The sequence below is a fragment of the Nocardioides euryhalodurans genome, assembly GCF_004564375.1.
Taxonomy (GTDB): Bacteria; Actinomycetota; Actinomycetes; order Propionibacteriales; family Nocardioidaceae; genus Nocardioides; species Nocardioides euryhalodurans.
Map to the genome: position 1 here is coordinate 232805 of NZ_CP038267.1, position 25260 is coordinate 258064.

At 72.2% G+C, this 25260-nt stretch carries 28 protein-coding genes; 18 read left to right on the forward strand and 10 right to left on the reverse strand.

Annotation, left to right across the window (positions count from 1 at the left end):
• A complete protein-coding gene (locus EXE57_RS01065; protein WP_244246936.1) occupies positions 1 to 1263 on the reverse strand; it encodes a phospholipase D-like domain-containing protein in 1263 nt (420 codons plus the stop codon).
• A gap of 28 nt (positions 1264 to 1291) precedes the next feature.
• On the opposite strand from EXE57_RS01065, the gene EXE57_RS01070 reads away from it, so the two are divergent.
• The 5 genes from EXE57_RS01070 (at position 1292) to EXE57_RS01090 (ending at position 5387) form a co-directional block, all read left to right on the forward strand.
• Positions 1292 to 1585, forward strand: a complete 294-nt coding sequence (locus EXE57_RS01070) for a hypothetical protein (RefSeq protein WP_135073193.1) — start codon at positions 1292 to 1294, stop codon at positions 1583 to 1585.
• A gap of 144 nt (positions 1586 to 1729) precedes the next feature.
• Entirely contained in the window at positions 1730 to 3853 is a 2124-nt protein-coding gene (gene uvrB / locus EXE57_RS01075; RefSeq protein ID WP_135073195.1) for an excinuclease ABC subunit UvrB, read from the forward strand.
• Positions 3854 to 3950: 97 nt separating this feature from the next.
• Positions 3951 to 4385, forward strand: coding sequence for a VOC family protein (locus EXE57_RS01080; protein ID WP_135073197.1), 435 nt, complete (start codon positions 3951 to 3953; stop codon positions 4383 to 4385).
• Positions 4385 to 4666: a hypothetical protein gene (locus EXE57_RS01085; RefSeq protein WP_135073198.1), complete on the forward strand. Its 282-nt coding sequence runs from the start codon at positions 4385 to 4387 to the stop codon at positions 4664 to 4666. Before EXE57_RS01080 ends, EXE57_RS01085 begins: the two co-directional genes overlap by 1 nt.
• A 166-nt stretch (positions 4667 to 4832) precedes the next feature.
• A complete protein-coding gene (locus tag EXE57_RS01090; RefSeq protein ID WP_135073200.1) occupies positions 4833 to 5387 on the forward strand; it encodes a hemerythrin domain-containing protein in 555 nt (184 codons plus the stop codon).
• Between the two features lie 16 nt (positions 5388 to 5403).
• On the opposite strand, the gene EXE57_RS01095 is transcribed toward EXE57_RS01090, so the two are convergent.
• Both EXE57_RS01095 and EXE57_RS01100 read right to left on the reverse strand, forming a co-directional pair.
• Positions 5404 to 6072, reverse strand: a complete 669-nt coding sequence (locus EXE57_RS01095) for an ion channel (protein ID WP_135073202.1) — start codon at positions 6070 to 6072, stop codon at positions 5404 to 5406.
• Positions 6069 to 6614: a DUF1707 SHOCT-like domain-containing protein gene (locus tag EXE57_RS01100; protein WP_135073204.1), complete on the reverse strand. Its 546-nt coding sequence runs from the start codon at positions 6612 to 6614 to the stop codon at positions 6069 to 6071. The genes EXE57_RS01095 and EXE57_RS01100 overlap by 4 nt, the downstream gene beginning before the upstream one ends.
• A gap of 98 nt (positions 6615 to 6712) precedes the next feature.
• On the opposite strand from EXE57_RS01100, the gene EXE57_RS01105 reads away from it, so the two are divergent.
• The 4 genes from EXE57_RS01105 to EXE57_RS01120 all read left to right on the forward strand — a co-directional run bounded on the left by EXE57_RS01105 (position 6713) and on the right by EXE57_RS01120 (position 10789).
• Entirely contained in the window at positions 6713 to 7684 is a 972-nt protein-coding gene (locus EXE57_RS01105) for an NAD(P)/FAD-dependent oxidoreductase (RefSeq protein ID WP_244246937.1), read from the forward strand.
• A gap of 70 nt (positions 7685 to 7754) precedes the next feature.
• The gene (locus EXE57_RS01110; protein WP_135073206.1) at positions 7755 to 8984 is read left to right on the forward strand and encodes a glycosyltransferase family 4 protein; all 1230 of its coding nucleotides are present in this window, start codon (positions 7755 to 7757) and stop codon (positions 8982 to 8984) included.
• Positions 8971 to 9693, forward strand: coding sequence for a class I SAM-dependent methyltransferase (locus EXE57_RS01115; protein WP_135073208.1), 723 nt, complete (start codon positions 8971 to 8973; stop codon positions 9691 to 9693). The genes EXE57_RS01110 and EXE57_RS01115 overlap by 14 nt, the downstream gene beginning before the upstream one ends.
• Positions 9683 to 10789, forward strand: a complete 1107-nt coding sequence (locus EXE57_RS01120; protein WP_135073210.1) for a glucosidase family protein — start codon at positions 9683 to 9685, stop codon at positions 10787 to 10789. The genes EXE57_RS01115 and EXE57_RS01120 overlap by 11 nt, the downstream gene beginning before the upstream one ends.
• Here the strand turns inward: EXE57_RS01120 and EXE57_RS01125 are convergent.
• The 3 genes from EXE57_RS01125 to EXE57_RS01135 are packed head-to-tail and all read right to left on the reverse strand — an operon-like array spanning position 10754 to position 13449.
• The gene (locus EXE57_RS01125; RefSeq protein WP_244246938.1) at positions 10754 to 11413 is read right to left on the reverse strand and encodes a class I SAM-dependent methyltransferase; all 660 of its coding nucleotides are present in this window, start codon (positions 11411 to 11413) and stop codon (positions 10754 to 10756) included. The genes EXE57_RS01120 and EXE57_RS01125 overlap by 36 nt on opposite strands.
• 60 nt (positions 11414 to 11473) lie before the next feature.
• Complete coding sequence (locus EXE57_RS01130) at positions 11474 to 12478, reverse strand: quinone oxidoreductase family protein (RefSeq protein ID WP_135073212.1); 1005 nt, start codon at positions 12476 to 12478, stop codon at positions 11474 to 11476.
• 38 nt (positions 12479 to 12516) lie between these two features.
• Complete coding sequence (locus EXE57_RS01135) at positions 12517 to 13449, reverse strand: NADP-dependent oxidoreductase (RefSeq protein ID WP_135073214.1); 933 nt, start codon at positions 13447 to 13449, stop codon at positions 12517 to 12519.
• A gap of 139 nt (positions 13450 to 13588) precedes the next feature.
• On the opposite strand from EXE57_RS01135, the gene EXE57_RS01140 reads away from it, so the two are divergent.
• From EXE57_RS01140 to EXE57_RS01165, 6 genes are read left to right on the forward strand one after another with little or no spacing between them, the layout of a single operon-like run.
• Complete coding sequence (locus EXE57_RS01140; RefSeq protein ID WP_135073216.1) at positions 13589 to 13966, forward strand: VOC family protein; 378 nt, start codon at positions 13589 to 13591, stop codon at positions 13964 to 13966.
• A 2-nt stretch (positions 13967 to 13968) separates the two neighbouring features.
• The gene (locus tag EXE57_RS01145; RefSeq protein ID WP_208542929.1) at positions 13969 to 14547 is read left to right on the forward strand and encodes a DinB family protein; all 579 of its coding nucleotides are present in this window, start codon (positions 13969 to 13971) and stop codon (positions 14545 to 14547) included.
• A gap of 51 nt (positions 14548 to 14598) precedes the next feature.
• Positions 14599 to 15150, forward strand: a complete 552-nt coding sequence (locus EXE57_RS01150) for a hypothetical protein (RefSeq protein ID WP_135073218.1) — start codon at positions 14599 to 14601, stop codon at positions 15148 to 15150.
• Positions 15151 to 15198: 48 nt separating this feature from the next.
• On the forward strand, positions 15199 to 15789 hold the full coding sequence (locus tag EXE57_RS01155) for a flavin reductase family protein (RefSeq protein ID WP_135073220.1): 591 nt from the start codon (positions 15199 to 15201) through the stop codon (positions 15787 to 15789).
• 31 nt (positions 15790 to 15820) lie between these two features.
• The gene (locus EXE57_RS01160; RefSeq protein ID WP_135073222.1) at positions 15821 to 16330 is read left to right on the forward strand and encodes a DinB family protein; all 510 of its coding nucleotides are present in this window, start codon (positions 15821 to 15823) and stop codon (positions 16328 to 16330) included.
• Between the two features lie 5 nt (positions 16331 to 16335).
• Positions 16336 to 16869, forward strand: coding sequence for a cytochrome b (locus EXE57_RS01165; RefSeq protein ID WP_135073224.1), 534 nt, complete (start codon positions 16336 to 16338; stop codon positions 16867 to 16869).
• Here EXE57_RS01165 and EXE57_RS01170 read toward each other — a convergent pair whose 3' ends face one another.
• Positions 16870 to 18780 carry an alpha-amylase family protein gene (locus EXE57_RS01170; RefSeq protein ID WP_135073226.1) on the reverse strand — a complete coding sequence of 637 codons (1911 nt, stop codon included), beginning with the start codon at positions 18778 to 18780 and terminating at the stop codon, positions 16870 to 16872. It abuts the gene before it with no gap.
• 28 nt (positions 18781 to 18808) lie between these two features.
• On the opposite strand from EXE57_RS01170, the gene EXE57_RS01175 reads away from it, so the two are divergent.
• The gene (locus tag EXE57_RS01175; RefSeq protein WP_244246939.1) at positions 18809 to 19531 is read left to right on the forward strand and encodes a ferredoxin reductase domain-containing protein; all 723 of its coding nucleotides are present in this window, start codon (positions 18809 to 18811) and stop codon (positions 19529 to 19531) included.
• Between the two features lie 6 nt (positions 19532 to 19537).
• Here EXE57_RS01175 and EXE57_RS01180 read toward each other — a convergent pair whose 3' ends face one another.
• Both EXE57_RS01180 and EXE57_RS01185 read right to left on the reverse strand, forming a co-directional pair.
• A complete protein-coding gene (locus EXE57_RS01180) occupies positions 19538 to 20206 on the reverse strand; it encodes an MBL fold metallo-hydrolase (RefSeq protein ID WP_135073230.1) in 669 nt (222 codons plus the stop codon).
• The gene (locus EXE57_RS01185) at positions 20206 to 20910 is read right to left on the reverse strand and encodes a maleylpyruvate isomerase family mycothiol-dependent enzyme (RefSeq protein WP_167305776.1); all 705 of its coding nucleotides are present in this window, start codon (positions 20908 to 20910) and stop codon (positions 20206 to 20208) included. The genes EXE57_RS01180 and EXE57_RS01185 overlap by 1 nt, the downstream gene beginning before the upstream one ends.
• A 115-nt stretch (positions 20911 to 21025) precedes the next feature.
• On the opposite strand from EXE57_RS01185, the gene uvrA reads away from it, so the two are divergent.
• Both uvrA and EXE57_RS01195 read left to right on the forward strand, forming a co-directional pair.
• Complete coding sequence (gene uvrA / locus EXE57_RS01190) at positions 21026 to 23992, forward strand: excinuclease ABC subunit UvrA (protein WP_135073234.1); 2967 nt, start codon at positions 21026 to 21028, stop codon at positions 23990 to 23992.
• A 79-nt stretch (positions 23993 to 24071) separates the two neighbouring features.
• A complete protein-coding gene (locus EXE57_RS01195; protein WP_135073236.1) occupies positions 24072 to 24497 on the forward strand; it encodes a Rieske (2Fe-2S) protein in 426 nt (141 codons plus the stop codon).
• Positions 24498 to 24559: 62 nt separating this feature from the next.
• Here EXE57_RS01195 and EXE57_RS01200 read toward each other — a convergent pair whose 3' ends face one another.
• Positions 24560 to 25195 (reverse strand): fasciclin domain-containing protein, encoded by a 636-nt coding sequence (locus EXE57_RS01200; RefSeq protein ID WP_135073238.1) that lies wholly within the window; start codon positions 25193 to 25195, stop codon positions 24560 to 24562.
• Positions 25196 to 25260: the final 65 nt, after the last annotated feature.

The window sequence follows — 25260 nt, forward strand, 5'->3', positions numbered from 1 at the left end:
TCAGAGCAGGGGGCGGAACGGCGTCAGCAGGAACTCCGTGAAGCGTCGGTGCAGGTCGCGCGCCTCCCACTCGTGCAGGGTCAGCTCGAGGCAGTTGGTCTGGTCGAGCTGGAAGACCTCCTCCAGCGACTGCGCGAAGTCCTCGTCGATCGCCTCGACGTTGATCTCGTAGTTGCCGGTGAGGCTCAACCGGTCGATGTTGGCGGTGCCGACGGTCGACCAGGTGCCGTCCACGGTGGCGGTCTTGGCGTGCACCATCGCGTCCTTGAAGCGCAGGATCCGCACCCCCGCGCGTAGCAGCTGGGCGTAGTAGCCGCGCGAGACCCAGTCGGCGACGACGTGGTTGGACTTCAGCGGGACCAGCAGTCGTACGTCGACCCCGCGCTGGGCCGCGGCCACGAGCTCGTCGACGAAGTCCTGGTCTGGGAGGAAGTAGGCCTGCGTCATCCAGATGTTGCGCGAGGCCCGACTGATCGCCTCGAGGTACATCCCGCGGATCGGGAACATCCACAGCCGCGGCACGTTGCGGTGGACCCGGATCCGCGACTCCCACTGCGCCGCGGCCTCGAGCAGCAGCGGCCGCTCGCTGGTGCCGAGGATCCGTCGCCGGTTGAGGTTCCAGAAGTCGGCGAAGGCCCGCTTGAGGTCCCACACCGCCGGTCCGTCGATCCGGACGTGGGTGTCGCGCCACTCGGTGGCGTACGCCGTCCCCACGTTGTAGCCGCCGACGAACCCCACCGCGTCGTCGACCACGAGGATCTTGCGGTGGTCGCGCCCGTAGCGTCGCAGGTCGAAGAACCGCCAGCCGGCGTTGTAGACCGGGTAGCGCAGCACCTTCATCGTCGGTGGGAAGCTCTTGAACAGGGGCGAGACGACGAGGTTGGCGAAGCCGTCGTAGATGCAGTAGACCTCGACGCCCCGTCCGGCGGCGTCGGCCAGCGCCTGCTTGAACTGCTCGCCGACCTCGTCGCCCTTCCAGATGTAGCTCTCGAAGAGCACCTGCCGCTGGGCGCCCTCGATCGCCGCCAGCATGTCGGCGTACAGGTCCCGACCGTAGGTGTAGGTCGTGATCGACCCGGCACCCAGCTCGACGGTCCGGGGTGCGGTGGTCGGGAACGGCTTCGGCTTCTTGTTGCGCCGACGGTAGGAGTCGACGAGCGACATCCCGACCGCCAGCGCGAGCTGCAGCCCGAGGACGGCGAGCACCGAGCGGCGCAGCGCGCGGAACACCCGCTCGGCCCCGGATCCCCTCGTCGCGCGCACGCGGCCAATCTAGCGAGCGTGGGAACCGGTGCGCCGGAGCCGTCGTCCAACCGACGTGCTCCCGCTCCGGCGTCGCCTCGCCCTGGCGTCCGTCCCGCTCGTGGGGCTGCTGGCCGGCTGCGTTCAGCTGACCGCCCACGTCGGCCCCGGGAGCGAGCCCGTCGCCGGCTGGACCAGGTCGGCGGACGCCCCGCTGTCCGGCCGGACCGACGCGGTCGTCGCGGGCGTCGGTGACGAGCTCGTCGTCGTGGGTGGGTGGGAGTGGTCCGGCGGCGACGGCGAGCTGGTCTCCGAGACCTGGCTCTGGCGACCGCCCGCCTGACGGGTGGGCACCCAGGCCGGCCGGGATACCTGACCGCGAGGATCATCATCTGACGAGCGCTGATGATGATGTCCGCGGTCAGGTATCGCCATGAGGGCGGCCGCACCCCGCAACCCTGTCGGTGGGCCGACGTAGGCTCGGGCCATGCGGCCAGTGACCGATCTCGAGCGCCGGGTGGCGCCCTTCAAGGTGGAGTCCGACTACCAGCCGTCGGGCGACCAGCCGGCGGCGATCGCCGAGATCACCGAGCGGATCCAGGGCGGGGTCGAGGACGTGGTGCTGCTCGGCGCGACCGGCACCGGCAAGACCGCCACCGTCGCGTGGGTGGCCGAGCAGCTGCAGCGTCCGGTGCTGGTGATGCAGCCCAACAAGACGCTGGCGGCCCAGTTCGCCAACGAGCTGCGCCAGCTCTTCCCCAACAACGCGGTCGAGTACTTCGTCTCCTACTACGACTACTACCAGCCGGAGGCGTACGTCCCCCAGACCGACACCTACATCGAGAAGGACTCCTCCATCAACGAGGAGGTCGAGCGGCTCCGCCACTCCGCGACCAACAGCCTGTTGACGCGCCGCGACGTGATCGTGGTGTCCACCGTCTCCTGCATCTACGGCCTCGGCACCCCGCAGGAGTACGTCGACCGGATGATCCGGCTGAAGGTCGGCCAGGAGCACGACCGCGACGAGATGCTCCGGCGGCTGGTCCAGATCCAGTACACCCGCAACGACATGGCCTTCACCCGCGGCACGTTCCGGGTCCGCGGCGACACCCTCGAGATCTTCCCGGTCTACGAGGAGCTGGCGATCCGGATCGAGTTCTTCGGCGACGAGATCGAGCGGCTGATGACGCTGCACCCCGTCACCGGCGAGGTCCTCACCGAGGACGAGGAGCTCCACATCTTCCCGGCGACCCACTACGTCGCCGGTCCGGAGCGGATGGAGCGGGCCATCGCCGGCATCGAGTCCGAGCTCGAGGAGCAGCTCGCGACCTTCGAGCGCCAGGGCAAGCTGCTCGAGGCGCAGCGGCTGCGGATGCGGACGACGTATGACATCGAGATGATGCGCCAGGTGGGGTCGTGCTCGGGCATCGAGAACTACTCCATGCACATCGACGGTCGCTCCCGCGGCTCGGCGCCCAACTGCCTGCTCGACTACTTCCCCGAGGACTTCGTGCTCGTCGTCGACGAGTCCCACGTGGCCGTGCCCCAGATCGGTGGCATGTACGAGGGCGACATGTCCCGCAAGCGCAACCTCGTCGACCACGGGTTCCGGCTCCCCAGCGCGATGGACAACCGGCCGCTGCGGTGGGAGGAGTTCCTCGACCGGATCGGCCAGACGATCTACCTCTCCGCGACCCCGGGCAACTACGAGCTCGACAAGGTGCAGGGCGACGTCGTCCAGCAGATCATCCGACCGACCGGCCTGATCGACCCCGAGGTCGTCGTCAAGCCGACCAAGGGCCAGATCGACGACCTGATCCACGAGATCCGGACCCGCGTCGAGAAGAACGAGCGGGTCCTGGTCACCACGCTCACCAAGAAGATGTCCGAGGACCTCACCGACTACCTCCTCGACGCCGGCGTCCGGACCCGCTACCTCCACTCCGAGGTCGACACGCTCAAGCGGATCGAGCTGCTGCGCGACCTGCGCCTCGGCGAGTACGACGTCCTGGTCGGGATCAACCTGCTGCGCGAGGGCCTCGACCTCCCCGAGGTGTCGCTGGTCTCGATCCTCGACGCCGACAAGGAGGGCTTCCTGCGCTCCGACAAGTCCCTGATCCAGACCATCGGCCGCGCCGCGCGCAACGTGTCGGGTCAGGTCCACATGTACGCCGACAAGGTCACGCCGTCGATGGAGGCCGCCATCGACGAGACCAACCGGCGCCGCCAGATCCAGATCGACTACAACACCGAGCGCGGGCTCGACCCGATGCCGCTGCGCAAGAAGATCGCCGACATCACCGAGATGCTCGCCCGTGAGGACGAGAACACCCAGGCGCTCCTGCAGACCTGGGCCGACGTCGGCCAGAAGGGCCGCGCAGGTGGCGTGAAGGCCGGCAAGTCCCCGACCCCGGCGCTCTCGAGGCTCCACGACGAGCTGCCCGACACCGCCGGCATCCCCGCGACGGAGCTGGCCGACCTGATCCAGCAGCTCACCGACCAGATGAAGGCCGCCGCCGGCGATCTCCAGTTCGAGGTCGCCGCCCGGCTGCGCGACGAGATCTCCGAGCTCAAGAAGGAGCTCCGCCAGATGATGGAGGCGACGAAGTGAGGATGGGGCACCGAGCGAGGAACGAGCTCGGAGTGCTCCCGACGAGCGAGGAGCGCGCGAGCGCAGCGAGCGCCGGCGACCAAGTGAGGAGCGCGAGATGACGGCCAAGACCGTGCAGGTCACCTTCGACTGCGCCGACCCCCGTGCCCTGTCGCTGTTCTGGAACGAGGTGCTCGGCTACGAGCTGCCGCCACCGCCGCCCGGCTTCGAGTCCTGGGACGCGTTCGCGGAGAGCCTGCCGCCCGAGCACCGAAACAGCGCCTCGGCCTGTCAGGACCCGGCCGGCGAGGGGCCGCGGCTGTTCTTCCAGCGGGTGCCGGAGGGCAAGGCCGCCAAGAACCGCGTCCACCTCGACGTCCGGGCCGCCCCCGGTCTCGAGGGGGAGGAGCGGATGGCCGCGCTGGAGGCGGAGGCCGGGCGGCTCGTCGGGCTCGGCGCCACCAGGGTCGAGCGCCACGAGCCGGCCCCGCCGCTGTCGGGCGGCCACGTGGTGATGCTGGACCCCGAGGGCAACGAGTTCTGCCTCGACTGATGCCCGAGACCACCGACGACGGCCGCTTCATCGTGGTCGACGGCAGGCGCTGGCGGGCGACCGACCCGGCCATCCCCGCGGCTCGGCGCGACGAGCTGCAGCGGGTCCTGATGGCGTGGCGGCGCGAGGTGCGGCGCACCCGCGGCACGGACGAGGAGCCGCGGTCCCGCGCCGGTGTCCAGGCCGCCAAGGTCGCCCTCGGCGAGCGGGGCACCCCGTGGTGGGAGCAGGATGACGCCGAGCGCCGGCGGCGCTGGGAGGCCGACGTACCGCGCCCGTAGGACTCGGGGCGCCACGCATTTCCCATGAGATGTGGGCAGATACTCACTGCTCACGCTCGGTACACCGTGAGAAGTGACCAGCCACCCGCATCTCATGGGAAATGCAGCCCCGATGCACCACCCTCCGGGTGAGGGGCGACGCGCCCGTGCTGACTAGGCTCGCCGCATGACTGCCATCGACCTCGGACGGCCCGTGCAGGGCGACGTCATCGACCTGATCCTCGACGACCACCGGCGCTTCGAGGCGCTGCTTCGCGACCTCCGGGACGCCAGCAGCGACCGCGACGCGGTCCGCGCCGCCTTCGCCGCCCTCCACGTCGCCCACGCGGAGGCCGAGGAGAAGTACGTCTACCCCAAGCTCCGTCGCAAGGGCGCGGTCGGCGAGCACGAGGCCGAGCACGGCGAGGAGGAGCACGCCGAGGGCCACGAGGCGCTGCTGGCGGTGCTGGAGCTCAAGGGCACCGACACCCAGGCCTTCGACGACGCCGTCGAGGAGCTGGCGACCGCCGTCAACCACCACCTCACGGAGGAGGAGCTGACCATCCTCAACCCGGCCCGCGAGGAGGTCGGCGAACGGGTGCGGGCCGACCTCGGCCAGGAGTTCGCCGCCGAGCGCAACCGGCAGATCGACGACGACTGCGGCTCGCTCACCAACGTCCGCAGGATCGTCGCGGGAGCCCGGCGAGAGGGCCTCCTCGACGACGAGGACGACGAGGACTGAGGACGACGGCCGGGCGTCAGCGCCGCTGCTGCCGCACGATGGTCAGCCCGACCATGCGGGCGACGACGAGCGCGATGTAGAAGACGCCCGCCACCATCTCCAGGATCGCGACCGAGCGGGCGTGCGCCTCGATCGGCACCACGTCGGACAGGCCGACGCTGGTGAGCTGCGCGAACGAGAGGTAGAGCAGCTCGAACCACGTCTGTTCGGTGCCGCCGGCGCCCGTGAAGGAGCCGGGGCTCAGGACCTGCACGGCGGCGTAGACGTAGGCGAAGCCCCAGGCGACGACCGTGAAGGCCGCGGCGGTCGCGAACAGCTCGTCGCGCGTGACCCGGTCGTCGTGGAAGAGGTAGCGGATCATCCCGTAGGAGACGTAGAAGTAGAACGGCGCGTGCAGCAGCGCCGAGCCCAGCACGATCCAGCCGGTGTCGGGCCAGACCGCCTCCATCACCGTGAAGAGCATGGCGGGCGGCGCCAGCAGGATGCCGACCCAGGTGAGCGTCGGCGTCCGCCGGACGGCGTAGAGCGCCGCCAGCACGATCGCGATCTGCACCACGCCCAGGATCGCCCGGCCGGCGACCGAGTCGTCGAGGAACGGGTAGGCCAGGATCGCGACCAGCTGCGCCGCCAGCACCCACCCGGAGGGGTGCCGCCGCAGCAGCTCGGTCGTGGGGGAGGAGGTCACGAGTCCTCCTCCCGACGCTTCTCGATCTCCTTGCGGCGCTTCTTCTCGAGCCGTCGCTTCTCGTCCGAGACGATCTGGTCGCGCTGGAACTGGATCCGGCCGAGGTTGAGCGCCGCCGCCATGGTGACGAAGAGCGGCCAGGGGAAGTACGGGTCGAACCCGTCACCCCCGAACGACCCCGCCAGCCAGATCGTCCACACGATCGCCGAGACCGACAGCAGCCCCCACAGGGCCTCGCGCCGGTCCTTGCGCCACGACTCGAGCGCTCGCTCGGCGATGCGCGCCTCGGGCACGAGCGTCGCCGACCGTCGGGCGGCCACCAGGCCCTCCAGCGGCGGCAGCAGGTCGCCCAGCGTCCGCGCCGCCTGCGTCTCGGTCGTCCGGGACTCCAGCTCCTCCCGGTCGAGCCGGCCGTCGGCGTACGCCTCGGTGAGCACCTGGTGGACCACCTCGCGGTCGGCGTCGGAGGCGCGCATTCCGGCCAGCGCGGGATCGCGCGGATCGCCGCTGAAGGCGGACCACACCTGGTCGGGGTCGGTCATCCGCGGCTCGTCTCCACGAGCGGCATCCTAGGCAGGTCGGCCCACCGGGGTTGGCGAGCCTGTTGTCGCCGGGCCCGTGACCGGTGTTGGATCAGCGCGTGGCCACCGACACGGACGTGCTGATCATCGGAGCGGGCCCCACCGGCCTGTACGCCGCCTACTACGCCGGCTTCCGCGGGCTGCGGGTGGCGGTGGTCGACAGCCTGCCTGAGCTCGGTGGCCAGATCACCGCCATGTATCCCGAGAAGGCGATCCTCGACGTCGCCGGCTTCCCGACGGTCAAGGGCAAGGCGCTCGTGGAGGGGCTGGTCGCGCAGGCGTCGAGCGCCCACCCGACCTACCACCTCGACCGGACCGCCCGGAGCCTGGAGCACCACGGGGACTCGGTGACGATCGGGCTCGACGACGGCACCGAGATCAGCGCCGGTGCGGTGATCATCACCGCGGGCATCGGCAAGTTCAGCCCCCGGCCGCTGCCGGCGGGCGACGGGTGGCTCGGCCGTGGCCTGGAGTTCTTCGTCCCGTCCTTCCAGCCGTACGTCGACAAGGACGTCGTCATCGTCGGGGGCGGCGACAGCGCCTTCGACTGGGCGCTCCACCTCGAGCCGGTCGCCCGGTCGGTGGCGCTGGTCCACCGGCGTGACGCGTTCCGCGCCCATGCGCGGACCGTGCAGGCGGTGCGTGACAGCTCGGTCGACATCATCACGCGGGCGCAGGTGACCGAGCTGCGCGGCGACGGGACGCTCGAGGAGGTCGAGATCAGCGTCGACGGCGTCGAGCCCGTCCGCCGTCCGGCGCAGGCCCTGGTCGCCGCGCTCGGCTTCGTCGCCGACCTCGGGCCGCTGCAGGAGTGGGGGATCGAGGTCGAGAAGCGCCACGTCGTGGTGTCGCCCTCGATGCAGACCAGCCTGCCGCGCGTCTTCGCCGCCGGGGACATCACCGAGTATGCCGGCAAGGTCCGGCTGATCGCGGTCGGGTTCGGCGAGGCCGCGACCGCGGTCAACAACGCGGCCGTCGCCATCGACCCGGACGCCCACGTGTTCCCGGGCCACTCCAGCGAGGGCACCTGAGGTCCGGATCCGGAGACCGGCCATAATCGTCAGCGTTACCGACGAGTATCCGACGAAGGGGCCGCCGCCGATGCGGATCGCACTGCTGTCCTACCGCAGCAAGCCGCACTGCGGCGGACAGGGCGTCTACGTCCGCCACCTCAGCCGGGAGCTGGTGGCGCTCGGCCACACCGTCGAGGTGTTCTCCGGCCAGCCCTACCCCGAGCTCGACGAGGGCGTGCTGCTCACGGAGGTGCCGAGCCTCGACCTCTATCGCGAGCCCGACCCGTTCCGGGTCCCGCGGCTGCGGGAGTTCCGCGACCGGGTCGACGTCGAGGAGTTCCTCACCATGTGCACGGCCGGGTTCCCGGAGCCGAAGACCTTCAGCACCCGGGTCGCGCGGCTGCTCGCCGACCGCGTGGACGACTTCGACGTGGTGCACGACAACCAGGTGCTGGGTCACGGCATGGTCGACGTCGCCGAGCGGCTCCCGATGGTCACGACCATCCACCACCCGATCACCCACGACCGGCGGATCGACCTCCAGCAGGCGACGACCCGGAGGCAGCGGCTGACGCTGCGCCGTTGGTACGGGTTCCTGCGGATGCAGGGCAGGGTCGCCCGGCAGATGCGGTTCATCGTGACGCCGTCGGAGTCCTCGCGCCGGGACGCCGCACGTGACTTCGGCCTCGACCCGGCCCGGATGCGGGTGATCCAGCTCGGCGTCGAGGAGCGGTTCCGGCCGCCCACCGAGCCGCGGGTGCCGGGCCGGATCATGGCGATGGCCAGCGCCGACGCCCCCATGAAGGGGATCGCGACCCTGCTCGAGGCGTACGCCAAGCTCCGCGTCGAGCGTGCCGGCCTCGAGCTGGTGCTGGTGAGCAAGCCGGTCGCGGGCGGACGGACCGAGCAGCTGATCGACCAGCTCGGCCTCGAGGGCTCGGTGCGCTTCGTCCACGGCCTCACCGACGACGAGCTGGTCGGGCTGATGGGCTCGGCCGAGGTCGCGTGCGTCCCGTCCCTGTACGAGGGCTTCAGCCTCCCGACCGCGGAGCTGATGGCCTGCGCGACGCCGCTGGTCGTGTCGCGCGCCGGCGCCATCCCCGAGGTGGTCGGCCCGGACGGCGAGTGCGCGGACCTGGTCGAGCCGGGCGACGTCGGCGAGCTCACCCACGCGCTGGGTGCGCTGCTCGACGACCCCGCGCGTCGGGCCCGGATGGGGGCGGCCGGGCGACGTCGGGTCGAGGAGAGGTTCAGCTGGCGAGCCGCCGCGCAGGCGACGGCCGCCGCCTACGAGGAGGCGATCCGTGCTCACCGTTGACTTCGACCGGCTCGGGCTGCGCCCGGGCGACCGCGTGCTCGACCTCGGGTGCGGGGCGGGCCGCCACGCGTTCGAGATGTACCGACGCGGTGCCGACGTGATGGCCTTCGACCAGGACGCCGACGAGCTCGCGGGCGTCCGCGACCTCTTCGTCGCGATGAAGGAGGCCGGTGAGGTGCCGGCGGGTGCGGAGGCCGACGTGAAGGAGGGCGACGCGCTGGCGCTGCCCTTCGCCGACGGTGAGTTCGACCGCGTCGTCGCGGCCGAGATCCTGGAGCACGTCCCCGCCGACATCGCCGCGATCGAGGAGCTGGTGCGGGTCACCCGGCCCGGCGGCACGGTCGCCCTGACCGTCCCGCGCTGGCTGCCCGAGGCGATCAGCTGGAAGCTCTCCGACGAGTACCACGACGTCCCGGGCGGTCACATCCGGATCTACACCGACAAGGAGCTGGCCTCCAAGGCCGAGAACGCCGGTCTCGTGCTCGAGGGCCGCGACCACGTCCACGGGCTGCACGCGCCGTACTGGTGGCTCAAGTGCGCGGTCGGCGTGACCAACGACCGCCACCCGCTCGTGCGGGCCTACCACCGGCTGCTCGTGTGGGAGATCATGGAGCAGCCGGCGGTGCTGCGCGCGGCCGGGCGGGTGCTCGACCCGCTCATCGGCAAGTCGCTGGTCCTCTACTTCCGCAAGCCGGTCGATGTCGGCTGACGTCCCCCGCCTCGAGGGGCTGCTGAGCGCCCGCCAGGTCGCGGCCACTGCGCGCTCGATCGTCGGGGCCCAGGAGCCGTCGGGGGCGATCCCGTGGCAGTCCGGCGCCCACACCGACGTCTGGAACCACGTGGAGGCCGCGATGGCGCTCCTCGCCGCCGGCGAGGTGGAGGCGGCCGAGCGGGCGTACGCCTGGGTGCCGACCGTGCAGCGCCAGGACGGCTCGGTGCCGATGAAGATCGTGGGCGGCGAGGTGGCCGACGCCTCGAGCGAGACCAACATGGGCTCCTACCTCGCCGTCGGGGTCTGGCACCACTGGCTGGTCCGTCGCGACTCCGCGTTCGTGCGCCGGATGTGGCCGGTCGTGCGTCGCGGGCTCGACCACGCGGTCTCCCTGCAGCTGCCCTGGGGCGGCATCGCCTGGTCGCAGGAGTGGCCCGACGGCGCCCCCGGCCGCGTCAACGACGAGGCGCTGCTGGCCGGCTCGTCCAGCATCCACCACGCGCTGCGGGCCGGGGTGGCGCTGGCCGAGCTGGTCGAGGACCCGCAGCCGGAGTGGGAGCTGGCTGGAGGCCGGCTGGCCCACGCGATCCGCGACCACGAGGACCGCTTCCTCGACAAGGCCGAGTTCTCGATGGACTGGTACTACCCGGTGCTGGGCGGTGCGATCCGCGGGGAGGCCGCCCGCCGTCGGCTGGCGGAGCGGTGGGACACCTTCGTCGAGCCCGGTCTCGGCATCCGCTGCGTGAGCCGCAACCCGTGGGTGACCGGGGCCGAGACCGCGGAGCTGGTGCTGGCCCTCGACGTCGTCGGCGACCGGGAGCGAGCGCTCCGGCTGCTCGGGGACCTGCAGCACCTGCGCCACGGTGACGGGTCCTACTGGACCGGTTACGTCTTCCCCGACCGCGTGAACTGGCCGGACGAGCAGACGACGTACACGGGGGCGGCGGTGATCCTGGCGGTCGACGCGCTCTCGCTCAGCACGCCCGGGGCGACGATCATGCGCGGCACGACCCTCGGTCCGGCGTTCGCGGAGATCGGCCTCGAGTGTGGTTGCCCGTCAGCCGACGTGCTCGAGCGGCCCCGCCTGTCCTGACGTCCGCTCCAGCACCCGCACCGACCCGAGCGCCTCGACCTCGGTGAAGGCGCCGCCCGCGAGCGCCCGGAGGTAGATCTCGTACGGCGGCCGCCCGCCGTCGGCCGGGTCGGGGAAGACGTCGTGGATGACGAGCAGCCCGCCCGGCTGAACCCACGGCGCCCAGCCGGAGAAGTCCGCGTGCGCCGGCTCCTGCCCGTGGCCGCCGTCGATGAACAGCATCGTCAGCGGCGTCCGCCAGTGGCGCGCGACCGTGGCGGAGGCGCCGACGACGGCGACCACGTGGTCCTCGAGCCCGGCGCGCGCCAGGGTGCGGCGCAGGAAGGGGAGCGTGTCCATCAACCCCGTCGCCGGGTCGACCAGGTCGGGGTCGTGGTGCTCCCACCCTGCCTGGTTCTCCTCGCTGCCGCGGTGGTGGTCGACGGTGAAGACCGTGCCGCCGACCTCGCGGGCGGCGGCGCCGAGGTAGACCGCCGACTTGCCGCAGTAGGTGCCGACCTCCAGGACCGGGCCGAGCGGGAGCCGCTCCCGGGCCAGCCGGTGGAGCAGCAGCCCCTCGTCCTCGGGCATGAAGCCCCGGGCCTCGCGCGCGTGGACGAGCAGGTCCGCGGGCATCTCGGTCATGCGGGCGAGCCTAGGACGCCCGTGTCCGGGTGGGCGCACCACGCAGGCCGCGGCCGCAGCTCAGCCCGCGTCCTGGCTGCGTTCTCCCGGCATGGTGACGACGACGTTGCCGACCTTCCTGCCGGTGTCGACGTGGGCGTACGCCTCGCACAGCTGGTCGAAGGGGTAGGTCCGGTCGACCACGGGGCGGTAGTCGCCGCGCGCCATGAGTTCGGCCAGGTGCGTGGCGAGGGCGGCGTCCTCGTGCGGCAAGGGGAAGCGCACGTGGCGCCGACCCAGCGCCCGCGCCAGCGGCCCGGCCGCGGCGAGCAGGACGTTCTGACCACCACGCCCCAGGTCCGACGACACGTAGCAGCCACCGCGTCGGAGCAGCCGACGGGCAGCGCCGAAGGAGCTGTGCCCGGTGGCGTCGAGGACCGCGTCGAAGCCGCCCCCGAGGTCGTCCCCGCGACCGCCGTCGAGCTCGACAACACGCGCCGCGCCCAGCCCGGTCAGCAGGTCCGGGCGTCCCGGGGGCAGCCGGTCGCACACCGCCGTCACCTCCACGCCCTCGGCGTGCAGCAGCTGCACGGCTGCCGTACCGATCCCGCCCGTGGCTCCGACGACGACGGCCCGGTCACCCCTGCTGAGGCCGGTCACGCGGAGGAAGGCGTGGGCGTAGTGCGCCCCTTCCGTCCCCGGAGCCGCGTCGACCGGGTCCCACCCCTCGGGCACCGGGGCGACGAGGCCGTCGGCAGCGACGGCCACCAGCTCGGCATGCGCGCCGGGACGGCCGTCGACGAAGCCGAACACCCGGTCGCCGACGGCGTACGACGTGACGTCCTCGCCCACGCCCGCCACCACCCCCGCGTACTCCGACCCCAGCACGTGGACCCGCGGCCGCGGCCACCCGCAGACGGCACGGTTGATCCACGGCTGCCCGGACCGGTACGCGCAGTCGGTGCGGTTGACCGTCGTCGCGAGCACCCGCACCAGCAGCTCGCCCTTGCCGGGGACCGGCTCCGGGACGTCGGCGAGGTGGACGACGGCCGGACCGCCGTACCGCGTCCGGAGCGCTGCACGCACCGGTCCAGTATGCCCACCGCGGGGCGAGCGTGGTTCCCTCAGACGCGGACGGCGATCTTGCCGCCGGGGTGGCCCTCCTGGGAGAGCAGGTGGGCGTCGGCGATCTCGTCGAGGTCGAAGGTCCGGGCCAGGGTGACCCGCAGCCTGCCCTCGTCGGCGAGGCGGCCGAGCTCGTCGAGGTGGTCACGCTCGGGGCGTACGAAGACGTAACGCCCACCCAGGCCGAGGACCGTCTCCGGGTCGATGATCGAGGCGATCCGGCGGGGGTCGTGGACCTGCTCCGGGGCGTCGGCGAGCGCGTCGCCCCCGATCAGGTCGAGCACCGCGTCGACCCGGCCGCCGTGCTCGGCCAGCTGCTTGCTCACCGGCCCGGCCGCGTGGTCGAGGACCGTGGTGGCGCCCAGCGAGCGGACCAGGTCGTGGTTGGCGGGCGACGCGGTGCCGATCACCTCGGCACCCAGGGCGGTGGCGATCTGGACGGCGAGCTGACCGACCCCGCCCGAGGCGGCGTGGACCAGGACGCGGTCGCCCTCGCCGACCTGCAGCGCCTCGGTGAGCGACTGCCAGGCGGTGAGACCCGCGAGCGGGACGGCCGCTGCTTCCTCGAAGGAGAGCGACGCCGGCTTGCGGGTGACCGTGCGCTCGGGAGCGGGCACCAGCTCGGCGGCGGTGCCGTGGGCCACGTCGTCACGTCGGACGTAGCCCCAGACCTCGTCGCCCGGCTGCACGCCGGTCACGACCGCCGGGCCGACGGCCTCGACGACTCCGGCGACGTCCCAGCCGGGGATGATCGGCAGGTGGTGCGGGTAGGCGCCCTGGAGGTAGCCCTCGCGGATCTTCCAGTCCACCGGGTTCACGCTCGTGGCCTTCACCCGGACGAGCACCGTGTCCGGGCCGACGGGCGGGTCGGGGACCTCGCCCACGGTGAGCACCTCGGGACCGCCGTACTGGTCGTAGCTGGCTGCACGCACTGTTCGTCGTCCTCCTGCGGGTCGGGGGGCACGCGGGATCCCCCGCGCACGTCCGGTCCCAACACCACGGGCGCCCGAGGTGTTCCGCAGCGGGCCGATGTCGGTGGCGGTCGTCGCCGGGACAGGTGAAGATGCGGACATGGCTTCTCGGACATCGAACTTCTGCATCGACGCCCACGACCCCTACGCCCAGACGATCTGGTGGGCCCAGGTGCTCGACGACTTCGTCTACGACGGCGAGGACGAGCCGGGTGACGACGAGTGCGGTCTCGTCGGCCCCGACGACCGCGCCCTGCTCTTCCTCAAGGTGCCCGAGCCCAAGACGGTCAAGAACCGGATGCACCTGTGCATCCGGCCCACCGACCGCAGCCGCGACGAGGAGGTCGAGCGGATCCTCGGCCTCGGCGCGACGCTCGAGGCCGACCACCGCGACGGGCCCGACAGGGGCTGGGCCGTGCTGGCCGATCCCGAGGGCAACGAGTTCTGCGTCCTGACTCCCCACCGCAAGGGAGCCTGACCGTGCCCGAGGGACAGAAGGAGATCCTGGTCCGCTACCTCCAGACCGCCCGCGAGGCGCTGCTCTGGAAGCTCGAGGACGCGAGCGACTACGACGTACGCCGTCCGCTCACCCCCACCGGCACCAACCTGCTCGGCCTCGTCAAGCACCTCGCCTACGTCGAGCTCGGCTACTTCGTGTCGAGCTTCGGCCGGGAGCTCCCCGTGCCCTCGCCGTTCGACGACGAGGACGCCGAGCACAACGAGGACATGTGGGCCACGCCCGAGGAGTCCCGTGAGGGCGTCATCGGCCTCTACCACCTGGCCTGGGAGGAGGCGGCCCGCACCTTCGACGCCCTCGGGATCGACAGCGAGGGACGAGTGCCCTGGTGGCCGGTCGAGCGCAACCGGGTGACCCTCGGCCTGCTGCTGGTCCACGTCGTCGCCGAGACCAACCGCCACGCCGGTCACGCCGACATCGTCCGCGAGACGATCGACGGTGCCGCCGGGCTCCGGGACGGCGTCACCAACCTGCCCGGCGACGACTACGACTGGGCGGGCCACGTCGCCCGGGTCGAGGAGGCGGCTCAGCGCTTCCGCTGAGCCGCCGGAAACCGGGTGACCCCTGCTCGCCGGGCGTCTAGCGTCGGGAGCATGCGGGTGACCTTCACGAGGGTCGACGACCACCGGTACACCGTCGCCATCGACCGGGAGCACGGCGCGCCCCTGGTGTCGCGGTTCGCACCCGGCTTCGACGACCTGATGCCGCACGACCTCGCGCACTACCTCGTCGAGGAGCACTTCGGGATCGAGCTCGGCGTCTGGGGGCAGCTCGCGGCCGGCGGGGGAGGGATCTTCGCCCCCGCTCCCGAGGACAACACGCTGCGGCACCGGCGCCGGGCCCAGCGGGTGGCGTCGATGGGTCATGCCGACATGGTCCGGTCGGAGCGCCTGGTGGCCCTCACCGTCGCAACCTGGGAGCGTTCCGTCGGGCGGGTGAAGCAGCAGACGACCGCCGCGCCGGTGGCCGCGGACCCGGACGCGCTGCGCGGTGCCGTACGTCGGCTGGACGAGGTCGCCGGCCGGTGGCGGACGCTGCCGCACGGCGGGTCGCTGGCCTTCGACTGGCCGGGCCGCCTGACGCTCGACGTCTCGAAGACGCACCGGGGCCGGGCGGGGGAGCGGGCCGGTCGTCGCGTGCGGTGAGCCGACCGCTCCGAGCCGGCCCTTGCCTGCGTGACAGACTGGGCGATCATGCAGGAGAGCGGTGACCAGCGCGAGGCGGACGACTTCGAGCTGCGGCCCGGCGAGATGGTGCACCTCAGCCACGAACCGGGTTCCGACGCTGCGGCACTGCGCTTCCGCGACGTGCTCGGTCGCTTCGCGACGGGGCTGACGGTCGTCAGCGCCACGGGTGAGGACGGGCCGGTCGGGATGACCGTGCAGGGCTTCCTGTCCCTCTCGCTGGAACCCCCGCTCGTGCTGGTGTCGATGGCGCGCACCTCCCGTGCGTGGCCGGTGATCGAGCGGGCCGGGACCTTCTGCGTCACCATCCTCGCAGCCGACCAGCAGTGGCTCGCCGAGCTCATGGCCACCCGCGGGGCGGACAAGTTCCGCGACCTGGCGTGGACACCGTCGCCGGCCACCGGCTCGCCGCTGCTCCCCGGCGGCCTCGGCCACGTCGACTGCCGCGTCGAGGCGGTCCACGACGGCGGTGACCACCTGCTGGTCGTCGGGCGTGTGCTCGACCTCTCCGCCACCGGCGACGGCGAGGCGTTGCTCTACCACCGGGGCCGCTACGGCGCGACCGTCACCCGGCCCGGGGACGGCCCACGGACCGGTTGACCGGGGCGTCCCGGGTCGCAAGGGTGTGCCCGTGCCTGCACGCCGAGAACGTCCCGCCTTCGACGCCGACGACCGCACCTCGCTGCTCGGGTGGTACGACCTGCAGCGTGGGATCGTCACCCTCAAGTGCGAGGGACTCTCCGACGAGGACGCCCACCGGTCGGTGATCCCGACCTCCCCGTTGATGACCGTCGCGGGCATCGTGGGCCACCTCACCTGGGCCGAGCAGCTGTGGTTCGAGCACGCCTTCCTCGGGCGTGAGCCCGAGGGACCGGGCTGGGACGACGTCGAGGACTCCGAGTTCCTGGTCCAGGACCGTTCGCTCGACGAGCTGCTGGCGGCGTACGACGAGCAGTGCCGTCGCAGCGACGACGTCATCGCCTCCCACTCGCTGTCGGACACCGGCGTGGGGACCGCCTTCCCGGCCGCGGGGGCGACGCTGGGCTGGATGCTGGTCCACATGCTCGAGGAGACCGCCCGCCACGCGGGCCACCTCGACCTGGTGCGCGAGCTCCTCGACGGCGAGACCGGCTACTACTGACCGGCATGGGGGCACGCAACGGACCGGACGGCTACGGCTGGGTCGGCAAGGGGCTGCACTGGCTGACGGTGCTGGCCCTGACCGCCCAGCTCACGGTCGGCTGGCTGATGGAGGCCGACGACTCGGGGAGCGGCCGCGGCCGAGGCCGCGGCCGCAGCGGGGAGAGCGGTCGTGGTCGGGGCCGTGGCGGCGAGGACTCCTCCTACCTCGACGACCCCGAGACCCTCGTCAGGGTCCACGTGGTGATCGGGGTGACGATCCTGCTGCTCGCCGTCGCCCGCGTCGTCTGGCGCCGGGTCGCCGGGCTCCCGCCCTGGTCGGAGCACCTCTCCGAGGGACAGCGACGCCTCGCCCACTGGACCGAGCGGGTGCTGCTGGTGCTGCTCTTCCTGATGCCGGCGACCGGGCTGCTGCTCGTCGGGGTCGGCGACGACGACGTGCTGCCCCTCCACGTCGCGACCCACCTGGCGTTCTTCGCGGCGCTCGCCGCCCACCTGTTCCTGACGCTGCGCCCGAGGATCCTGCGCCGGATGCTCTGATCAGCCGCGGGCCGCGTACAGCCAGGCGCACTGGTACGGCGCCAGCCGGACCGCCCCGTCGCGGAGCTCCGGACGAGCACCGGTGATCGCGTCGGTGAGGCGGGGGGAGTGCAGGCCCAGCCAGTGGAGGACGTCGTCGGCGACCCAGCGCTCCTCGTCCGTGACGTTGGCGGCGAGCAGCAGCGGCCCCTCCGGCGCCCGGCGCACGACGAGGAGCACGCCCGGGTCGCGGGGATCCCAGGTCTCGGTCGGGTGAGCCGCGTGCAGGTGGGGGAGCGCGGCGCGGGTGCGCAGCAGGTGGCGGACGCCGGCCGCGACGGGCTCGGCACCCGGTGGCACGACCGGCCTGTCGCCGTCCCACGGCATCCGGGGCCGGTGCACCCAGCGGTTGTCGCCGGCGTGGGCCGGGTCGTCGGCCCAGCCGAGGTCGTTGAGCAGGCCCACCTCGTCACCCATCCACAGCACCGGCAACCCCCCGAACCCGAGGATCACCGCGTGGACCAGGAGGATCCGGTCGACGGCCCCCGGGTCACCGGACTCCAGGCCCGCGAGGGAGGCGAGCGACCCCGAGATCCGTCGGTCGCCAGTGGCCGGGTTGTCCTGGAAGACCAGCCCCCGCGCCCACGAGCCGGGGAAGACCCCGGCGTACCAGTCCGAGAGGAAGCGGCGGTGGGCCGCCCCCTCGAGGCCGGCACGCCAGGCGTCGGTGTCGTCGATCGCCCAGCCGATGTCGTCGTGGCACCGGGCGTAGGTCAGCCACGACGTGATCGCCGGCGGCTGCGGGAGCTGCTGCAGCGCGACGGCGGCGAGCCGGACGTCGCGCGAGGCGAGCATCGACCAGAGCTGCACCATGAGGCTGTTGTGGTAGGCGAGGTCGGAGACCCGGCCGGCGTTGTCGCCGACGCCGAGGTAGGCCGGGAGGTCGGCGGGGCCGACGATCGCCTCGGCCTTGAAGAGCAAGGCCGGGCAGGCGATCCTTGCGACCGTTCGCAGGATCCGGGTCAGGTCGTGGACCTCGGGCTGGTTCTGGCAGGAGGTGCCGAGCCGCTTCCAGAGGAAGGCGATCGCGTCCAGCCGCAGCACCTCGACGCCGAGGTTGGCGAGGAAGCAGACGATCTCCGCGAACTCGCAGACCACGTCGGGGTTCCCCCAGTCGAGGTCCCACTGGTAGTCGTGGAACGTCGTCCAGACCCAGCCGTCGACCTCGTCGTCCCACGTGAAGCTGCCGGGGGCGAAGTCGGGGAAGACCTCCGGCACGGTCGCCTCGAACGCGTCGGGCACCGAGCGGTCCGGGTGGATGTGGAAGTACGCCCGCTTGTCGGCGTCACCGGCGCGGGCCGCGGCTGCCCACGCGTGCTCGCGCGCGACGTGGTTGAGGACCAGGTCGAGGCAGAGGCTGATCCCCTCGCCACGCAGGGTGGTGGCGAGGTCGCGCAGGTCCTCGACGTCACCGAGGTCGGGCCGCACGCTGCGGTAGTCGGCGACCGCGTAACCGCCGTCGTTCGGCGCCGGGCGGGGGGTCAGCAGAGGCATCAGGTGGAGGTAGGTCACGCCCAGGTCGCGCAGGTGGCCGGTGTGCTCCGCGACGCCGGCGAGGGTCCCGCCGAAGCGGTCCGCGTACGCCGCGTACCCCAGCATGTCGGGCCGCTGGAACCAGTCCGGCTCGGCCAGCCGCCGCTCGTCGAGCGCGCGCAGGTCGGCAGGGCGGCCGGCGTACCCGGCCCGGGCCACGGCGACCAGGCGGTCGGCCAGCTCCGCGTGCTCGGCAGCGGTGCGGTCGGGCCAGACCCGCCCGATCGAGCGGACCAGGTCGGGCCGCCACGTGTCGACCCGCTCGTCGAGTCGCGCGGCGGGGTCGTCGGGGTGCACGTCGCCGAGTATGGCGAAGACCACGTGCCCTGTCGCGGGCATCGACCGGGCCGCGGGCACAATCGCCCCCGTGGCCGAGACGTCGTACGAGCTGACCGTCGCCGAGGTGCGCCCCGAGACCCGCGAGGCGGTCTCCGTGGTGCTCGAGGTGCCGGCCGAGCACGCCGAGCAGTTCGCCTTCGCGCCCGGTCAGTTCCTCACCCTCGCCGTCCCGTCCGAGCGGACCGGTCTCGTCGCCCGCTGCTACTCGCTGTGCGTCCCTCCCGGCGAGCCGCTCACCGTCACCGTGAAGCGGACCCGAGACGGCTACGCCTCGGGCTGGATCAACGACCACCTCGCGGTCGGGGACGTGCTCCGGGTGCTGCCCCCGAGCGGGATCTTCACGCCCAAGGACCGGAGCGCCGACCTGCTGCTCCTGGCCGCCGGGTCCGGCATCACGCCGGTGATGTCGATCGTCCGGGCGGCGATGCGGGACGGGACCGGCCACGTGGTGCTGCTCGACGCCAACCGCGACGAGGAGTCGGTGATCTTCGCCGAGCCGCTGCGGCGGCTGGCCGAGGCGCACCCCGACCGGCTCGTCGTCGAGCACTGGCTCGAGACGGACCGGGGACTGCCGACCCAGGAGCAGCTGCGCGACTTCGCCGCGCCGTACGCCGGCCGCGACGTGTTCCTGTGCGGCCCCGCGCCCTTCATGGCCGTCGCCAACGCGGCCCTGCGAGAGCTCGGCGTCCCACGGGCCCGTCGCCACCAGGAGCGGTTCGTCTCCCTCGCGACCAACCCCTTCGTCGACTGAGCCCGGCTACCAGCCGCGCTCGCGCCACTCCGGCAGGGACGGCCGCTCGGTGCCGAGCGTCGAGTCGTCGCCGTGTCCGGGATAGAACCAGGTGTCGTCGGCGAGCCGGCCGAACACCTTGGTCTCCACGTCGTCGACCAGCGTCGCGAAGTCCTCGGCCGACCAGGTCTTGCCGACCCCGCCCGGGAAGAGCGAGTCGCCGGTGAAGAGGTGGTCGTGACCGTCGGGGTCGCGGTAGCGCAGGGCGACGGAACCGGGGGTGTGCCCGACCAGGGCGATCACCTCGAGCTCACAGTCGCCCACGCCCACGACGTCGCCGTCACCGACCCGCCGGGTCACCTCGACCCCGGTCTGCTCGGTGATCGCGTCCGCGTCGGGCGCGCCCGCGACGACCTCGGCGCCGGTCGCCGCCACCACCTCGGCCAGGGCGCGGTGGTGGTCCCAGTGCTGGTGGGTCGTGACCACGGCAGCCAGGCCGTCGTCACCCACGAGTCGCAGCAGCCCGTCGGCCTCGGCGGCCGCGTCGACCAGGACCTGCGTGCCGGTGGCGGCGCAGCGCAGCAGGTAGCAGTTGTTCGACATGTCGGGGTCGACCGCCACCTTCGTGATCCGCAGGTGGGACAGCTCACGCACGTCGGGCTCGCCCCCGGGCGAGACGGCTCCGGTGTAGGCCATCACCAGCCCCCGATCTCGGGGAGCTCGCCGCGGGTGGCGCTCACCTGGTCGCCGGGGTCGCGGCCGGTGAGCCACCAGGCCAACGCGGCGACCGGGCCGGTGACCCCGATCGACTCGTCGTCGACCGTGCCGACCTCCCAGGTCCGGGTGCTGTCGAGCGGGGCGACGCGGAAGCCGGCCCCCGGGTCGAGCCGCTTCACCATGCCGTCGACGACGGTCTCGGCGAACGGCTTCGGCCAGTCGTCGGGGGAGTAGCCCGTGCCGAGGTCGACGTGGTGGATCTCGATCTCGCGCACCCGCATCAGCGGCACCGCGTCGAGCGGGAAGGTCGGGCCCCCCGTGGTCCGCTCGAAGCGTCCCGACCACGCGTCCTCCGGTACCGCCTGCACGGCGTCGAGGAACGTGGTGGTGGCCGCGAGGAGGCGTTGCCGGATCTCCGAGTGCTCGGCCCCGGCGAGCTCCGCGATGTCCTCGTCGCGGCTCTCCTGCGACACGTACATCGGCACCGGCTCGCCCTCGACCACGCCCCCCAGCACGCCGCCCAGCGCCTCGCCGTTGAGGGCGAGGTGGGCCACCACGTGGGCCCGCGTCCACCCGGGGAGCAGCGAGGGGCCGGACCAGTCGTCGCCGCTGAGTGCGTCGACGCTCCTGACCAGCCGTTGCCCGGCGGTGACGAGGTGGGCGAGGTCGAGGGGATGCGACATGGGCCCATCTTGCCTGACGTGAGAGTCTGGGAGGCGTCGGCGTGGCGGGGTTGCGACGCCGGCCCCGATGCCGAACACTTGTTCGAAACACGTCCGAACACGCCGAGGGACCGCAGTGGCCGACCAGCTCATCGTCCGAGGTGCGCGCGAGCACAACCTCAAGGACGTCTCGATCGATCTTCCCCGGGACGCGCTCATCGTCTTCACGGGGCTGTCCGGCTCCGGCAAGTCGAGCCTGGCCTTCGACACCATCTTCGCGGAGGGCCAGCGCCGCTACGTCGAGTCGCTGTCGGCGTACGCCCGGCAGTTCCTCGGCCAGATGGACAAGCCGGACGTCGACTTCATCGAGGGCCTCTCGCCCGCGGTCTCCATCGACCAGAAGTCCACGTCCAAGAACCCCCGCTCCACGGTCGGCACGATCACCGAGGTCTACGACTACCTGCGGCTGCTCTTCGCCAGGATCGGCCACCCGCACTGCCCGACCTGTGGGGCCCCCATCGAGCGGCAGACCCCGCAGCAGATCGTCGACCGGGTGCTCGCGCTCGAGGAGGGGCGGCGCTTCCAGGTGCTCGCCCCGGTCATCCGCGGCCGGAAGGGCGAGTACGTCGAGCTCTTCCGCCAGCTGCAGACGCAGGGGTTCTCCCGGGCCCGGGTCAACGGCGAGACCCACCAGCTCAGCGAGCCGCCCAAGCTCGACAAGCAGAAGAAGCACACCATCGAGGTCGTGGTCGACCGGCTGGCTGTCAAGGGCTCCGCCAAGCGCCGGCTCACCGACTCGGTCGAGACCGCGCTCAACCTGGCCGGCGGCCTGGTGCTGCTCGACTTCGTCGACCTCGACGCGAAGGACCCGGGCCGCGAGCTCCGGTTCTCCGAGAAGATGTCGTGCCCCAACGACCACGCGATCGACACCGACGAGCTCGAGCCGCGGGCGTTCTCCTTCAACAGCCCCTTCGGCGCCTGCCCCGAGTGCCACGGCCTCGGCACCCGGATGGAGGTCGACCCCGAGCTGGTCGTCCCCGACCCGGCCGCCTCGCTGGGCGAGGGTGCCATCCAGCCGTGGAGCCAGGCCCACGTCGCCGACTACTTCCAGCGCCTCATGGGCGCCCTCGGTGACGAGCTCGGCTTCGACCTCGACACCCCGTGGCAGGACCTGTCGGCCAAGGCGCAGAAGTCGATCCTGTGGGGCCACTCGACCAAGGTCCACGTCGTCACCCGCAACCGCTACGGACGCGAGCGCTCCTACTACGCCCAGTTCGAGGGCGTGCAGGCCTACATCGAGCGCCGCCACCGCGAGGCCGAGTCCGACACCAGCCGGGAGCGCTTCGAGGGCTTCATGCGCGAGGTGCCGTGCCCGGCGTGCTCGGGCTCGCGCCTCAAGCCGGTCTCGGTCTCGGTCACCGTCGGCGGCCGCAACATCGCCGAGGTCTGCTCGCTGCCCATCAACGAGACCGCCGACTTCCTGCGTGGGCTCGACCTGTCCTCCCGCGAGAAGCAGATCGGCGAGCGGGTGCTCAAGGAGATCCTCGAGCGGCTCAACTTCCTGCTCGACGTCGGCCTCGACTACCTCTCCCTCGACCGCCCCTCCGGCTCCCTCTCCGGCGGTGAGGCCCAGCGGATCCGGCTGGCCACCCAGATCGGCGCCGGCCTGGTCGGCGTCCTCTACGTCCTCGACGAGCCGTCGATCGGGCTCCACCAGCGCGACAACCACCGGCTCATCGAGACCCTCACCCGGCTCAAGGACCTCGGCAACACCCTCATCGTCGTCGAGCACGACGAGGACACCATCCGGACCGCCGACTGGGTCGTCGACATCGGTCCCGGCGCCGGCGAGCACGGCGGCCAGGTCGTCCACTCCGGAACCGTCCAGGGCCTGCTCGACCACCCCGACTCGATGACGGGCCAGTACCTCTCCGGCCGCCGGGAGATCCCGGTGCCCGCCGTCCGCCGTCCGCGCACCAAGGGTCGCGAGATCGTCGTCCACGGCGCCCGCGAGCACAACCTCCAGGACATCGACGTCGCCTTCCCGCTCGGCCTCTTCGTCGCCGTCACCGGCGTCTCCGGCTCCGGCAAGTCGACCCTGGTCAACGACATCCTCTACACCTCGCTGGCCAAGCAGCTCTACCGCTCCCGGACCGTCCCCGGCCGGCACCGCAAGATCACCGGTGTCGACGAGGTCGACAAGGTCATCCACGTCGACCAGTCGCCGATCGGGCGCACTCCCCGGTCCAACCCGGCGACCTACACCGGCGTCTTCGACCACGTCCGCAAGCTCTTCGCCTCCACCCCGGAGGCCAAGATGCGGGGCTACCAGCAGGGTCGCTTCTCGTTCAACGTCAAGGGCGGGCGCTGCGAGGCCTGCTCCGGAGACGGCACGATCAAGATCGAGATGAACTTCCTCCCCGACGTCTACGTGCCGTGCGAGGTCTGCCACGGCGCCCGCTACAACCGCGAGACGCTCGAGGTCCACTACAAGGGCAAGACCATCGCCGAGGTCCTGGACATGCCGATCGAGGAGGCCAAGGAGTTCTTCGCGGCCGTCCCGGCCATCGCGCGCCACATGACGACCCTGTGCGAGGTCGGGCTCGGCTACGTCCGGCTCGGCCAGCCCGCCACCACGCTGTCCGGCGGCGAGGCGCAGCGGGTCAAGCTGTCCAGCGAGCTGCAGAAGCGCTCGACGGGGCGGACCGTCTACGTGCTCGACGAGCCGACGACGGGGCTCCACTTCGAGGACATCCGCCGACTGCTCGGCGTGCTGTCCAGCCTCGTCGACAAGGGCAACACGGTGCTGGTGATCGAGCACAACCTCGACGTCATCAAGACCGCCGACTGGCTGATCGACATGGGCCCCGAGGGCGGCTCGCGCGGTGGCGTGGTCGTCACCGAGGGCACGCCCGAGGACGTCGCCGTCCACCCCGAGAGCCACACCGGGGCGTTCCTGCGGCCGCTGCTCGAGGGCCGCGAGGCCGCCCAGCCGTCGAGGCGACGTACGCCGGCGAAGGCGCCAGCGAAGCCGACGAAGAAGGCGGCGGCCAAGAAGCCGACCACCAGGAAGCCGACCGGGAAGGCCTCCGTGCAGCGCTGAGGACGCCGGCTCTCACCTTGCTCTCAGGTCGCTGGGTAGGGTCGAGGACGAGAACTCCACCCCCTGCGCAGGAGGACCCATGACCACGGACGGAATCGGCCGTCGACACGCGATCGCCGGCGTCGCGGGCCTGGGCGTCGCGGCGCCGCTGCTGGCTTCCTGCGGTGACGACGGCGCCTCGACCGGCACCGACGACTCCGGCTCGGGCGCCGCGGCGGGCACCGTGCTCGGGGCGACCTCGGAGGTCCCCGTCGGGGGCGGGACGATCTTCGACGACGAGAAGGTCGTCGTCACGCAGCCGACCGAGGGTGACTTCAAGGCCTTCACCGCCGTCTGCACCCACCAGGGCTGCGTGGTCGACAAGGTCGAGGAGGGGCAGATCATGTGCCCCTGCCACGGCAGCGTCTTCAGCGCCGAGGACGGGAGTGTCGTCAACGGCCCCGCCACCGAGCCCCTCGCCGAGACCGCGATCACCGTGGAGGGTGACGAGATCACCCTCGCCTGAGGCTCTGGACGCCACGGACCCCGCCGCCCGGGGCGAGGCGACGGGGTCCGTGAGGTCGGTGCTCAGAGGTCGGCCGGGCGCAGCACCTCCGTGATGCCGTGCGCGATCTGGGACCCGGCGGTGAGGTCGGTCTGCCGCACTCGCACCCGGGCGTCGCGGTTGTCGGGGTCCTGGTCGACCAGGTAGACCTTGCCCTTGCCCGAGACCTCGACGGTGATCGCCGGGCCGAGGGCGCTGGTCAGCTCCGCGCCGTCGGCGGCCTGTGCCTGCTCGTAGGTGACCGCGGCTCCCAGCACGACGTGGTAGAGCAGCACCTGCTCGATGGTGTCCACTCCGAGCGTGCCCGCCGCGGCGTACGCCGACGCCTCGTCGGCGGGCTTGGAGCCGGTCAGGTCCTTGACCAGCCGGCGGAACGCGCGGTCGGTCGGCGCGAACGCGGTCAGGGTCGCGGACCCGTCGGCCAGCGCTCCGACCGGGCTCCCGGGCTTGGCGGCCAGCACGTCGTTGACCGCCTGGTCGAGGATGTCGAAGTCGTTCCAGTTGCGGTCGAAGGCGAGGCCGTCCGCGGCGAGCAGCTCGGCCAGGCTCGCCGGGGCGGGCTTGGCGTGGTCGCCGGCGCTGGCGGGGGCGGGAAGGAGGGTGGCGGTGAGGGCCGCGACCCCGGCCGCGGCCAGGGCTGCGGTGGTGCGCTTGTGCATGACGATCTCCTCGTGTCGGGTCCCGGGAAGGATGGTTGCCTCTACACGAAGTTATACACTTTGTT